This is a genomic window from Mycobacterium sp. pV006 (genome assembly GCF_041287115.1).
GTDB lineage: Bacteria > Actinomycetota > Actinomycetes > Mycobacteriales > Mycobacteriaceae > Mycobacterium.
Genome location: NZ_JBGGKT010000011.1, coordinates 124,180 through 137,328, shown reverse-complemented (window position 1 = coordinate 137,328; position 13,149 = coordinate 124,180). Strand labels below are relative to the sequence as shown.

At 67.6% G+C, this 13,149-nt stretch carries 12 protein-coding genes; 6 read left to right on the top strand and 6 right to left on the bottom strand.

Annotated elements, in window-relative coordinates; translation table 11 throughout:
• The first annotated feature begins 24 nt into the window (after positions 1-24).
• Positions 25-981: a CoA ester lyase gene (locus ACAG25_RS17920; RefSeq protein WP_370489807.1), complete on the top strand. Its 957-nt coding sequence runs from the start codon at positions 25-27 to the stop codon at positions 979-981.
• A gap of 3 nt (positions 982-984) precedes the next feature.
• On the opposite strand, the gene ACAG25_RS17915 is transcribed toward ACAG25_RS17920, so the two are convergent.
• A complete protein-coding gene (locus ACAG25_RS17915) occupies positions 985-1,602 on the bottom strand; it encodes a DUF4190 domain-containing protein (RefSeq protein WP_370489806.1) in 618 nt (205 codons plus the stop codon).
• 137 nt (positions 1,603-1,739) lie between these two features.
• On the opposite strand from ACAG25_RS17915, the gene ACAG25_RS17910 reads away from it, so the two are divergent.
• Positions 1,740-2,267: a general stress protein gene (locus tag ACAG25_RS17910; RefSeq protein ID WP_370489805.1), complete on the top strand. Its 528-nt coding sequence runs from the start codon at positions 1,740-1,742 to the stop codon at positions 2,265-2,267.
• A 4-nt stretch (positions 2,268-2,271) separates the two neighbouring features.
• Positions 2,272-2,862: a suppressor of fused domain protein gene (locus tag ACAG25_RS17905; RefSeq protein WP_370489804.1), complete on the top strand. Its 591-nt coding sequence runs from the start codon at positions 2,272-2,274 to the stop codon at positions 2,860-2,862.
• A 3-nt stretch (positions 2,863-2,865) separates the two neighbouring features.
• On the opposite strand, the gene corA is transcribed toward ACAG25_RS17905, so the two are convergent.
• Positions 2,866-3,930, bottom strand: coding sequence for a magnesium/cobalt transporter CorA (gene corA, locus ACAG25_RS17900; protein ID WP_370489803.1), 1,065 nt, complete (start codon positions 3,928-3,930; stop codon positions 2,866-2,868).
• Between the two features lie 138 nt (positions 3,931-4,068).
• On the opposite strand from corA, the gene ACAG25_RS17895 reads away from it, so the two are divergent.
• Both ACAG25_RS17895 and ACAG25_RS17890 read left to right on the top strand, forming a co-directional pair.
• A complete protein-coding gene (locus ACAG25_RS17895; RefSeq protein ID WP_370489802.1) occupies positions 4,069-5,256 on the top strand; it encodes an NADP-dependent malic enzyme in 1,188 nt (395 codons plus the stop codon).
• Positions 5,257-5,267: 11 nt separating this feature from the next.
• Entirely contained in the window at positions 5,268-6,116 is an 849-nt protein-coding gene (locus ACAG25_RS17890; protein ID WP_370489801.1) for a glycine betaine ABC transporter substrate-binding protein, read from the top strand.
• Between the two features lies 1 nt (position 6,117).
• Here the strand turns inward: ACAG25_RS17890 and ACAG25_RS17885 are convergent, their stop codons facing one another.
• Together ACAG25_RS17885 and ACAG25_RS17880 are read right to left on the bottom strand one after the other, a co-directional pair.
• Complete coding sequence (locus ACAG25_RS17885) at positions 6,118-6,951, bottom strand: SDR family NAD(P)-dependent oxidoreductase (protein ID WP_370489800.1); 834 nt, start codon at positions 6,949-6,951, stop codon at positions 6,118-6,120.
• Positions 6,952-6,989: 38 nt separating this feature from the next.
• A complete protein-coding gene (locus ACAG25_RS17880; RefSeq protein ID WP_370489799.1) occupies positions 6,990-7,820 on the bottom strand; it encodes an SDR family NAD(P)-dependent oxidoreductase in 831 nt (276 codons plus the stop codon).
• 122 nt (positions 7,821-7,942) lie between these two features.
• Here ACAG25_RS17880 and ACAG25_RS17875 point away from each other — a divergent pair, with 122 nt between their 5' ends.
• Positions 7,943-8,293, top strand: a complete 351-nt coding sequence (locus tag ACAG25_RS17875; protein WP_370489798.1) for a DUF732 domain-containing protein — start codon at positions 7,943-7,945, stop codon at positions 8,291-8,293.
• A 29-nt stretch (positions 8,294-8,322) separates the two neighbouring features.
• On the opposite strand, the gene ACAG25_RS17870 is transcribed toward ACAG25_RS17875, so the two are convergent.
• Together ACAG25_RS17870 and ACAG25_RS17865 are read right to left on the bottom strand one after the other, a co-directional pair.
• On the bottom strand, positions 8,323-12,093 hold the full coding sequence (locus tag ACAG25_RS17870) for a multifunctional oxoglutarate decarboxylase/oxoglutarate dehydrogenase thiamine pyrophosphate-binding subunit/dihydrolipoyllysine-residue succinyltransferase subunit (protein ID WP_370489847.1): 3,771 nt from the start codon (positions 12,091-12,093) through the stop codon (positions 8,323-8,325).
• Between the two features lie 233 nt (positions 12,094-12,326).
• Positions 12,327-13,070 (bottom strand): hypothetical protein, encoded by a 744-nt coding sequence (locus ACAG25_RS17865; RefSeq protein ID WP_370489797.1) that lies wholly within the window; start codon positions 13,068-13,070, stop codon positions 12,327-12,329.
• Positions 13,071-13,149 lie beyond the last annotated feature (79 nt).

Genomic DNA, 13,149 nt, shown 5'->3' with positions numbered 1-13,149 from the left:
TTGTCAAGGGTAAAGAGTGTGGTCGTGGATAACCGGTATCGACCCCGCCGGACGTGCCTGTCCGTGCCGGGGAGCAGCGTCAAGATGATCCAGAAGGCCAAGACCCTGGCCGCCGACGAGGTGTTCCTCGACCTCGAGGACGCAGTGGCGGCAGACGCGAAAGATCAAGCGCGCGTTCAGGTTGCCGACGCGCTGGGTGAGCCCGGGTGGGCCGGCCAGTTGCGTGGGGTGCGTGTCAACGACTGGACCACCCCGTGGACACACGCCGATGTGATCGAGGTGGTGGGCCGGGCCGGGGCGCACCTGGACGTGGTGCTGCTGCCGAAGGTCACCGACGCCTCTCACGTGCACGCCCTGCATCTGTTGTTGAGTCAGCTGGAGGCCACGCACGGTTTGCCGATCGGGCAGATCGGTATCGAGGCCCAAATCGAGGACGCCAAGGGACTGACCCACATCGACGCGATCGCCGCGGCGCCGCGGGTGCAGGCACTGGTGCTCGGCCCCGGTGACCTGGCGGCCAGTCTCAACATGCGCACGCTGGAGGTCGGCGAGCAGCCCGAAGGTTACGACCTCGGCGACGCGTATCACCACGTGCTCATGCGGATCCTGATCGCCGCCCGCGCCAACGGCATCGCCGCGATCGACGGGCCCTATGTGAAGGTGCGCGACGTCGACGGTTTCCGTCGGGTGGCAGGACGATCTGCCGCGCTCGGCTACGACGGCAAATGGGTGCTGCATCCGGACCAGATCGCCGCGGGCAATGAGATCTTCAGCCCCCGACAGGAGGCCTACGACCGGGCCGAGTTGATCCTCGAGGCCTACGAATGGCACACCTCGCACGCCGGTGGTGCCCGTGGGGCGGCGATGCTGGGCGACGAGATGATCGACGAGGCCAGCCGCAAGATGGCGCTGGTGATCGCCGGGAAGGGCCGTGCCGCCGGGATGCAGCGCACCGGCGAGCGCTTCGTGCCGCCGGCCTAGTCGTCAGCTGCTGCCGGCGGCCATCACCAGCAGTGTCCAGACCACCGAGATCACCAGGGTCACGACGCCGACGGCGATGCCGGCGACGGCGAGACCGTGGCCGGACTGCCGTGTCTCCTTGACCTGGTTGAGCGCGATGACGCCGAGCACGATGCCCACGACCGAGCCGAGTCCACAGCAGATGCCGATGATCGAGGCGACCAGCGAGGCGATCGCCATCGTGTTGGTGCCCTGCGGTGGCGGTGGGTAGCCGGCCGGCGGGTATCCCCAGTCCGGACCCGGATATCCCGGGGGATAGCCGCCGGGTGCACCGCCGTAGGGCGGCGGGTAGGCGCCGGCGTCGGGATACGGCGGCGGATAGGCAGGCGGCGGGTACGCCGGGGTCGGGTAGTCACCGGGGGGCGGTCCGTAACCCGGCGGCGGGGGATAGCCGGGCGTGGCGAATCCGCCGTCGGCCGGCGGTGCGCCGTAGGCGGGCGGCGGGGGGTAGGCCGGCGGCGGTGGGTAGAGCCCGGACTGCTCGATGGACGGAGCTTCGTAGCCGGACGGCGACGGTTCGGACCCGCTCGCGGAGGACTCGTCGGGGTCGTTTCGGCGTGCGTCGTCGTCCGAACTTGTCATGGTGGCCAACCTATCGTAGGAACCGAGGCCGACCGAGATGACGAGGTGAGCGCGACGTCGGGCACAATATCGGCGCCCGACTCGTTGACCCGGATGACGCCGTTGACACACAACGTGTTCGTGAAGGAGTGACCGCGATGACCAGCCCGTTCCAGCCAGGGCAGAGCCCCGGCGCAACACCCGGTGTCCCGGTGTCCGGGCAGGGCCGGCAGCCGCGCCTGCCGACGCCCCCGAAGGGGTGGCCGATCGGTTCGTATCCGACCTATGCCGAAGCGCAACGCGCCGTGGACTACCTGTCCGATCAGGAATTCCCCGTGCAGCAGGTCACCATCGTCGGCGTCGACCTGATGCAGGTCGAACGCGTGACCGGGCGTCTGACCTGGCCGAAGGTGCTCGGTGGTGGTGTGCTCACCGGCGCGTGGCTGGGCCTTTTCATCGGTCTGATCCTCGGGTTCTTCAGCCCCAACCCGTGGAGCGCCTTGGTCACCGGTCTGATCGCGGGTGTCTTCTTCGGTCTGATCACCTCGGCGATCCCGTATGCGATGGCGCGCGGGACAAGGGATTTCAGCTCGACGCTGCAGTTGGTCGCCGGGCGCTACGACGTGTTGTGCGATCCGCAGAACGCCGAGCGCGGCCGGGATCTGCTGGCGCGACTGCACATCTGACGTCGTGGCCGACATTCTCGCGACGGTCCGCGACCACCTGCTGGAGCATTTCGCCCGTTCGGGCAGTCCGGAACCCGACGAAGCCTCCGTCACGTTCCTGGGCACCGAACGCATGGGGATCCTGCGGTTCGCTGACGCCTCAGACGTTGCGGCGCATTATGTTTCGCTGGGCTGCAGCCGCCACCCGATGGCCGATGCGGCAGAGTTCGTCGCCGATCCCGTCACCGGGCCGCGCGCAGAGGTGACCGTGACGTTGCGTGGGCCTTCGCCGGTCGGGTTGGCGCGGTCCATCGCGATCCTCGCCGCGGCCCCGGCGGTGGAGGGGCTGGTGCTCGAACCGGACGCGCTGATCGATCTGGAGACCCCGCTGTGGCAGGGTGCGCCCTTCACCGCTTTCCTGTTGGGGCGCAGCGACATCGACGACATCGCGCTGCCGGAACCGATGTCTCCGGTGGTGGTGTTCGCCGCGGTGCCGATCACCGCGACCGAGGCGGCGTGGGTGCGACTCAAAGGAGCCGAGGCCATGCGGGAGGCGTGGCGGCAGGACGGGGTGGACGTGCGCGATCCCGCCCGCCGGGCCGCCAATCCCACCTGAGGGTCAGAGCCAGCTGTTGCGCCGGAATGTCCGGTAGAGCAGCACGCACACCGCGGCCATCAACGCGAGCACGGCCGGATACCCCCAGGACCATTCCAGCTCGGGCATGTGGTCGAAGTTCATGCCGTAGATCGCCGCCAGAGCCGTCGGCACGGCGGCGATCGCCACCCACGCCGAGATCTTGCGCATGTCCTGGCTCTGCTGCATGGCGACCTTGCCCAGTGCCGCCTGCACCAGCGAACTGAGCAGGTCGTCATAGCTGGCGATGCGGTCTGCGGCCTTGATGGTGTGGTCGAGCACGTCGCCCATGGACCGCCGGATCTCGACGTGGATGAGGTCGGTGTGCTCGGAGTTGACGCGGGCCAGGTCGGTCGCCAGCGGACCGACGGCGCGCCGCAATTCCAGGACCTCCCGCTTGAGCAGATAGATGCTCTCGATGTCGGTCTGGGAGCGCGGCGAGAAGATGTTCTCCTCCATCGCGTCGATGTCGCCCTCGACGAGGTCGGTGACGTCGAGGTAGCTGTCCACCACACTGTCGGCGATCGCATGCATGACGGCGTAGGGACCCAACTCCAGTGTCGACGGTGCCGCCTCGAGTCGTCGGCGCACACCGGCCAGACCGCTGTGCTCGCCGTGCCGGACGGTCACGACGAAATCGGGGCCGACGAAGATCATGATCTCGCCGGTCTCCACGATCTCCCGCGCCTTGGCCATCGATTCGTGCTCGACGTAGGTGACGGTCTTGAGGACCAGGAACAAGGTGTCGTCGTAGCGCTCCAGCTTCGGACGCTGGTGGGCGTGCACCGCGTCCTCGATCGCGAGTCGGTGCAGCGCGAACTTCTCCCCGATCGACTGCATCTGCTGGTGGTCGGGTTCATGCAAGCCGATCCAGACAAACGCTGACTCACCTGCGGATTCGATCTCGCGAACCCGGTTCAGGGCATCGTCGGGAGTGAAAGAGCCCGGCAGTCGCACACCGTTGCGGTAGACGCCGCAGTCGACCATCGCGTCGGCGATCGGCACGTCGGGGAGGTGGCGACTGCGCGAGCGCGTGCGAAACGACGCCATCAGCTCTTCCTCTCGCCGGACAGCTACGGATGCTACGCGCTCGTCGGTGCCGATCGGCCTCACCGCCGGGGAACCGGACGAAGTGAGGTTTCGGGGTGGACTACCCTGACGCCCGTGGTGGAAGAAGCGGCTGTGTCCATGCCCGAGCCCTCCTCGACGACGCGTACTCCGCAGGTCGTCGTCGAAGACAACGAGATCTTCGACTTCCATGAGGGCGGCAAACTCTCGGTCGAGTTGACGTCCCCGCTGGACACCCAGCGGGCGCTGTCGATCGCCTACACCCCTGGTGTCGCGCAGGTCAGCCGCGCCATCGCGTCCGATCGCACGCTCGCGGCAAAGTACACGTGGGCCCACCGGTTGGTCGCCGTGGTCAGCGACGGCAGCGCCGTCCTCGGTCTGGGCGACATCGGTGCGGCGGCCTCGCTTCCGGTGATGGAGGGTAAGAGCGCGCTGTTCAAGGCGTTCGCAGGTCTGGACTCGATCCCGATCGTGCTCGACACCAAGGACCCCGACGAGATCGTCGAGACACTGATCCGGTTGCGGCCGACGTTCGGCGCGGTCAACCTCGAGGACATCTCGGCGCCCCGCTGCTTCGAGATCGAACGCCGCGTCATCGAGGCGCTGGACTGCCCGGTCATGCACGACGATCAGCACGGCACCGCGATCGTGGTGCTGGCCGCGCTGATGGGCGCGTGCAAGGTGCTCGACCGCGACATGAGCGCTCTGCGCGTGGTGGTCTCCGGCGCCGGCGCCGCCGGCGTGGCGTGCACGAACATCCTGCTCGCCAAGGGCATCACCGACATCACGGTGCTCGATTCCAAAGGCATCATCCACACCGGGCGCGAGGATCTGAACTCGTTCAAAGCCGAACTGGCACAGCGCACCAACCCGGCCAACCGCACCGGTGGCGTCGCAGAAGCCCTCGACGGCGCCGACATGTTCCTCGGTCTGTCCGCGGGCTTGGTGCCCGAGGAACTGATCGCGACGATGGCCCCGAACGGCATCGTCTTCGCCCTGTCGAACCCCGACCCGGAGATCCACCCCGACGCGGCGCGCCGGCACGCGGCGGTGGTCGCCACCGGTCGCAGCGACTTCCCCAACCAAATCAACAACGTGCTGGCATTCCCGGGGGTGTTCCGTGGCGCGCTGGACGCCCATGCCCGCCGCATCACTGAGCGAATGAAAGTCGCTGCGGCGGAAGCAATTTTCTCGGTGGTCGGCGACGATCTCGCCGTCGACCACATCGTCCCGAGTGCGCTGGATCAGCGTGTCGGACCTGCGGTGGCGGCAGCGGTGGCCGCAGCAGTCGAGGACGCGGTCGACTGACCCGCACCACGATGTGGCGGCGGGCGCGGCGATGGATCGCCGCGCTCGGGACGGTGGCGGCGCTCGCCGGATGTGGCGGTCATTCCCCGCCCCCGCCGATCGCGGTCGCTGCGACCGAGGATGCGCAAGCCCAGCTCATCGCCTCCCTGTACGTAGCCGCGTTGCGCTACTACGGCAACCCCGCCCACGTCGTCGCCGCCGCCGACCCCCTGCGTCAGTTGGATGCCGGTGAAGCGACGGTGGTGCCCGGGTTCACCGGGCAGCTGCTGATGCGTTTCGATCCGACCGCCGCGGCGCGCTCCGACACCCTGGTGTACCGCAAGCTGCTCTCGGTCCTGCCCGAAGGCATCGCCGCGGGCGATTACACGGTTTCGGCGGACGACAAGCCGACCCTCGCGGTCACCGAACAGACCGAACAGGCATGGGGTGCGCGCGACGTCACCGCCTTTCTGCGGCGCTGCGACGAGACGACCGTCGGTGCGGTCGAGGGAGGTCGTACGCCGGAACGAGTGGGCAGTTGTCGCGTGTCGGTGCAGCGGTTCCCGGACACCGACGCCATGTTCGCCGCGCTGCAGTCGTCGCAGGTGCAGGCAGCGTGGACCACGTCGGCGGCGCCGGACGTGCCGTCGGAGGCGGTGATACTCACCGACGAGCAGTCGTTGATCCGGGCAGAGAACATCGTGCCGCTGTACCGCCGCAACGAGCTCAGCGAGTCACAGGTGTTGGCGCTCAACGAGATCGCCGGTGTGTTGGACACCGGTTCGCTGGCCGACATGCGCCGGCAGGTCGCGGAGGGGACAGAGCCCGGTCTGGTGGCCGACGAGTGGTTGCAGTCCCACCCCCTCGGGGTGGGCCGCTAGGTCAACGCCGCGGTTTGTGGTTGGCGCGGGCAAGGATCTTCGGCAGGATGCGCTGGATGCCGGATCCGGTGATCCGTGTGACGGCTTCGAACGCGCGGGCGTCGTTACCGATCAGCACCCGCCGCTTGCGGCGGCGCACGCCGTCGAGGATCACCCGCGCAGCCTCCTCCGGTGTGGTCCGGGCCATCTGGGTGTCGAATTCGTGCGCCAGTTCTTTGGGGTCGAGTCCGTCGGCGGCGGTCATGTTGCGGGCGATCCCGGTCTTGATGCCGCCGGGGTGCACGCAGGTGACCTTCACGGGGTGACCGGCCAGCGCCATCTCCTGGCTCAGCGCCTCGGTGAACCCGCGGACGGCGAACTTCGCCGCGCAGTACGGCGCCTGACCGGGCATGCCCAGCAGGCCGAACACGCTGGAGATGTTGACGATGTGGCCGTCGCCGGAGGCGATCAGGTGGGGGAGGAAGATCTTGCTGCCGTTGACCACGCCCCAGTAGTCGACGTCGAAGACCCGCTCCAGATCCTTGAAGTGGGTCACCTCGATGTCGCCGGTGTAGGCGATGCCGGCGTTGTTGTAGATCTGGTTGACCTTGCCGAAGTGTTTGACGACGTCGTCGGCGTAGGCCTCGAACGCCGCGCGCTCGGTCACGTCCAGCCGATCCGACTTCACCTCTGCGCCAAGGGCTTCGAGCTGCCTGGCGGTCTCGGCCAGACCTTCGGTGTCGACGTCGCAGATCGCCAGCTTGGCGCCCGACCGTCCCAACGCGAGCGCCAGTGCCCGGCCGATGCCCGAACCGGCGCCGGTCACGACCGCCACTTTTCCGGCGAAGCCTTCCATGTTCACTCCTGGTTCAACTCGTTCGTGCTGGTGGGGTGTCAGTGCACCGCGGGCAGGAACCGCGAGATCGCGGTGGAGAACAGCGTCTGGTAGCGCGCCCCGGTCAGCCGGACGAGGAAGTCGAGCACCTTCGCATCGGGCCCGACGAGCACGCGGGCCTTCTTCTTGCGCACCGCGTCGAGGATCTCCTTGGCGGCATTCTCCGGCGTCGTCATCGTCAACCGCTTGTCGAAGAAGGTGGTCAGGTTCTCCCGGTCGACGCCCTCGGCTGCGGTCGAGTTGCGCATGATCGCGGTCTTGATCCCGCCGGGGTGCACGCTGGTGACCGCCACCGGATGTCCGGCGATGGACATCTCCTGGTACAGCGACTCGGTGAAGCCGCGTACCGCGAACTTCGCGGAGTTGTACGCCGCCTGACCCGGCACCGAGAAGATGCCGAACAGGCTGGACACGTTGACCACGTGACCGTCGCCGGAGGCGATCAGATGCGGCAGGAAGGCCTTGGTGCCGTTGACCACGCCCCAGAAGTCGACGTCGATGACGCGTTCGATGTCCTTGAACGGGGTGACGTCGACGTCACCGACGAAAGCGATCCCGGCGTTGTTGTAGATCTGGTTGACCTTGCCGAAGTGCGCGGCGACATCCTCGGCGTAGGCCTCGAAGGCTTCGCGCTCGGTCACATTCAGGCGGTCGGCCTTGACCTGGGCTCCGATGGACTTGAGCTTCTCCTCGGTGACGGCGAGGCCTTCGGTGTCGATGTCGCTGATCGCCACATGGGCGCCCGAGCGGCCCAGTTCGACGGCCAGTGCCGCACCGATGCCTGACCCGGCCCCGGTCACGACGGCCACCTTCCCGGCGAAGCCTTGCATATCCACTCCTTGTCGAGGTCGACTCGTGTCGAGGTTAATCGGTACTCGCGGTCCCGTGTACATCAGGGGCGGTGCGGCCGGGTCGGCGTAATAGACGGCCCGCGCGCGACGACACACCAGACATGATGGTGAAGTCCTTGGCTTCGTTGGTGGCGTCGGTGGGTGTCGCGGGTGCCCTCGTCGCCGCGCCCTCGGCGCAGGCCGACACCGGTGCGGACGTGTTCCTGGCCGCGCTGCGCAATTCCGGCATCGACATCGTCGACGATGCGACCGCGGTGCGGCTGGGTCAATCGGTGTGCCCGCTGCTCGTCGAACCCGGTCAGAACGCGGCCAACGTCGCCGCCGAGGTGGCCGACGCGCTCGGACGTCCGGTCGGGGTGGCCACGGTCTTCACCGGGCTGGCCATCCAGATCTTCTGTCCGCGTGCGGTGACCGCACTGACCGACGGGCGACCGTTCTCGTTCTTCGGCTGACCGCCACGCCGCCGGTGCGGCCGCCACGGTCAGGCGAACGCCTCGTCGATGATCTCCTGCTGTTCGACGGCGTGCACCTTCGACGATCCGGACGACGGCGCCGACATCGCGCGCCGTGAGATCCGCTTGATGCCGCCGAAGTGGTCGGGCAGCACCTCCGGCAGCGTCAGGCCCAGCGTGGGCCAGGCACCCTGGTTCGCCGGCTCCTCCTGCACCCAGAACCGCTCCTTGGCGTTCGGGTAGCGATCGACGGTCTCGGCCAGCCGCCGCCGCGGGAGCGGCGCCAGTTGCTCGAGCCGCACGATCGCCACGTCGTCGCGTTCGTCCTTCTTCTTCCGCGCCGCCAGCTCGTAGTACAGCTTGCCGCTGGTCAGCAGAAGCTTGGTGACCTTGGACCGGTCGCCGGTGCCGTCGGAGTAGGTGGGTTCCTCGAGCACCGAGCGGAACTTGGCCTCGGTGAACTCCTTCAGATCGCTGACCGCGGCCTTGTTGCGCAGCATCGACTTCGGGGTGAACACGATCAACGGCCGGTGGATCCCGTCGAGGCCGTGCCGGCGCAGCAGATGGAAGTAGTTCGCCGGGGTGGACGGCACCGCGATGGTCATCGAGCCCTCGGCCCACAGCTGCAGGAACCGCTCGATACGTCCCGAGGTGTGGTCGGGGCCCTGCCCCTCGTGGCCGTGCGGCAGCAGCAGCACCACGTCGGAGAGCTGGCCCCACTTGGCCTCACCGGAGCTGATGAACTCGTCGATGATCGACTGCGCGCCGTTGACGAAGTCGCCGAACTGCGCCTCCCACAGCACCAGCGCGTCGGGGTTGCCCACCGAGTAGCCGTACTCGAACCCGACCGCGGCGAACTCCGAGAGCGCCGAGTCGTAGACCATGAACTTGCCGCCGGTCGGGTTGCCGTCGGCGTCGGTGGTCAGCAGCTGCAGCGGTGTGAACTCCGCGCCGGTCTTGCGGTCGATGATCACCGAGTGACGCTGGGTGAACGTGCCGCGACGGGTGTCCTGGCCGGTCAGCCGGATCGCGCGGCCCTCGGCGAGGAATGACCCGAGGGCGAGCAGCTCGGCGAACGCCCAGTCGACCTTGCCCTCGTAGGCCATCTCGCGGCGCTTCTCGAGCACCGGTTTGACCCGGGGATGGACGCTGAAGTCCTCGGGGTAGGACAGGTGCGCGTCGCCGATCCGCTGCAGCAGAGCCTTCTCCACCGCGGTCTTCATCCCGGCGGGCACCATCTGGTCGGACTCCACCGAGTGGCTCGGTCCGACCGCGTGTTTCTCCAGCTCCCGGACTTCGTTGAAGACCCGTTCCAGCTGGCCCTGGTAGTCGCGCAGCGCGTCTTCGGCTTCCTTCATCGAGATGTCGCCGCGACCGATCAGCGCCTCGGTGTAGGACTTGCGGACCCCGCGTTTGGTGTCGATGACGTCGTACATGGTCGGCTGCGTCATCGAGGGGTCGTCGCCCTCGTTGTGGCCGCGGCGGCGGTAGCACAACATGTCGATGACGACGTCCTTCTTGAACTTCTGCCGGAAGTCGACGGCGAGCTTGGCCACCCACACGCAGGCTTCGGGATCGTCGCCGTTGACGTGGAAGATCGGCGCGCCGATCATCTTCGCGACGTCGGTGCAGTACTCGCTGGAGCGCGAATCGCTCGGCGAGGTGGTGAAGCCGATCTGGTTGTTGACGATGATGTGGATGGTGCCGCCCGTGCGGTATCCGTCCAGCAGCGCCAGGTTCAGCGTCTCGGCCACCACGCCCTGACCCGCGAAGGCGGCGTCACCGTGCAGCATCATCGGCACGACTGTGAACTGCTTGGATCCGTCGGCCTCTTCGCCGACGTGGAGCAGGTCTTGCTTGGCGCGGACGATGCCTTCGAGCACCGGGTCGACGGCTTCGAGGTGGCTGGGGTTGGCCACCAGCGACACCGCGATGTCGTTGTCGCCGAACATCTGGATGTAGGTGCCGTTGGCGCCGAGGTGGTACTTCACGTCACCGGAGCCGTGAGCCTGTGACGGGTTCAGGTTGCCCTCGAACTCGGTGAAGATCTGGCTGTACGGCTTGCCGACGATGTTGGCCAGGACGTTGAGCCGGCCGCGGTGCGGCATCGCGATGACCACCTCGTCGAGGCCGTGCTCGGCGCACTGGTCGATGGCGGCGTCCATCATCGGGATGACGGTCTCCGCGCCCTCCAGTGAGAATCGTTTCTGGCCAACGTATTTCGTCTGCAGGAACGTCTCGAACGCTTCGGCGGCGTTGAGCTTGCTCAGGATGTACTTCTGCTCGGCGACCGTCGGCTTCTCGTGCTTGATCTCGACGCGTTCCTGCAGCCACTGCTGCTGTTCGGGCTCGAGGATGTGGGTGTACTCGACACCGATGTGGCGACAGTAGGCGTCGCGCAGCAGGCCGAGAATATCGCGCAGCTTCTTGTTGGTCTGCCCGCCGAAGCCGTTGACCTTGAACTCGCGATCGAGGTCCCACAACGTCAGGCCGTGGGTGTTGACGTCGAGGTCGGGGTGGCTGCGGAAGCGCGTGTTGTCCAGCCGCAACGGGTCGATGTCGGCCATCAGGTGGCCGCGGTTGCGGTAGGCCGCGATCAGCTCGATGACGCGGGCGTTCTTGTCCTCGATCGAGTCCGGGTTGTCGATGCGCCAGCGCACCGGCTCGTAGGGGATGCCGAGCTCACGGAAGATCTCGTCGTAGAACTCGTCGTCGAGCAGCAACTCGTGGATGGTGCGCAGGAAGTCGCCAGACTCCGCACCCTGGATGATGCGGTGGTCGTAGGTCGACGTCAGCGTCATCAGCTTGCCGACACCGAGTTCGGCGATGCGCTCCTCGCTGGCGCCCTGGAACTCCGCCGGATATTCCATTGCGCCGGCGCCGACGATCGTGCCCTGCCCCTGCATCAACCGCGGCACCGAGTGCACGGTGCCGATGGTGCCCGGGTTGGTCAACGAAATGGTCACGCCCGCAAAGTCTTCGGCGGTCAGTTTGCCGTCGCGTGCGCGCCGCACGATGTCCTCGTAGGCCGCGATGAACTGGCCGAACCGCATGGTCTCGCAGTTCTTGATCGCCGCGACCACCAGGGTCCGTTTGCCGTCCTTGCCCTGCAGGTCGATGGCCAGGCCAAGATTCGTGTGCGCCGGGGTCACCGCCACCGGCTTGCCGTCGACCTCGGCGTAGTGGCGGTTCATGTTGGGGAACTTCTTGACCGCCTGCACGATCGCGTAACCCAGCAGATGGGTGAACGAGATCTTGCCGCCGCGGGTGCGTTTGAGATGGTTGTTGATGACGATGCGGTTGTCGACCATCGCCTTGGCAGGGATCGCGCGCACGCTGGTGGCGGTCGGCACCTCGCGCGAGGCGTTCATGTTCTTGACCACGGCCGCGGCCGCGCCGCGCAGCACGGTCTTCTCGTCTTCCTTCGGCGAGGAATCCTTGTCGGCGCTCTTCTGCGGTGCCGGCTTCTTCTCGGTCTTCTGCTCAGACTTCTGCGGCTTGGGGGCGGCCTTGGATTTCTCCGCCGACTTCGGCGGCGCCTTCTCGGCGGTCTTGTCGTCCGAGGCGGGCTTGTCTGCCGGCTTTTCGGCCGGCTTGGCCTTGCGTTCTGCGGTGCCGTTGGCGGCGGAACTCTTCGGCGGCGGTGCGGGCGCCGGTTCCGGGGGCGAGATCGGCGCCGAGGAGGCTCGGCCGTTACCGCTGGAGGCGGCCTCGGCGGTCGGCTCCGGGTTGTAGTCGACGAGGAACTCGTGCCAACTCGAATCCACCGACGAGGGATCCTCGCGGAACTTGCGGTACATCTCTTCGACCAACCACTCGTTCTGACCGAATGGTGAAGGGGAGTTCACGGCTGCTGTTCGCCTCGATTCTTCGCTTCCGGCCGACGCCGCCCCGTGGCAGCCGGCCACCTCAATCTCGACCCTGTGTGCTCATTTTCGACCTTGCGTGCGGGTACCCCGCTTGTCCGCCGTATAAAGGCTAGCGCTTCCGTCAGTTGCCGGAGCATGCAACGGCGACGGCCGGACGAACCCGGTCACGGACGTTGCGCGGGCACGAGGTGCAACGTCGACGGCCACCGCGCCGGCGGCGGCCCGAACGCCGCGTGGGCGTTGGCGACGATCCTCTTGCCCATCAAGCGGTTTCCGACACCACCGACGACCGCACCCACACCGACCGGCATCAACTTGCCGAATGCGATCGCCCCGCGTTTGAGGGTGTAGCGCTTGACGAAGTACCGCACCAGTCGGGTGTTCAGCTGCGACAGCGCCGGCAGCGGCAACGACGCCGCACCATCGGAGAGCCAGCCGCCGCTGACCCGTCGTCGCCCGAGCAGGTCGCCGACTGCGCGCTTGCTGTCCTCGCCGACCAGGACGGCCAATACCAGTGCCCGTCGACGTTCCCGCTCGTCGATCGGGATGCCGTGGACTTCGGCCAACGCCAGGACGTACAGCGCGGTGGCCTCCAGGAAGACGACGGTCTCGCCGGCCACCGCCGACATCGCCACCAGGGTGCCGATCCCGGGGAACGCCGCCGCCGACCCGACCGCCGCACCGCTGGCCAGGACCGCGGCGAGGTATCGCCGGTCGAGCGCGGCGACGATGTCGGCGGGTGAGGCGTCGGGCTGGTCGGCCCGCAAGCGGCCGACGTAGTTCTTGACCGCCGGTCCCTGCACCCGCGTCCCGCCTTCGATGACGCGCGACAGGGCCTTGGCGACGGCGCCGGGGTCCTCGTCGGGAATCGCCGGTGACTCGCCTTTGGTACGTGACCGGGCTCTCATCGTCGCCCCCTCCTGTGTCTACCGCGCACACCAGGCTAGTCGTTGCGGCAGTCGTGCCGGTCAAGGCGCCGTGCGCGGA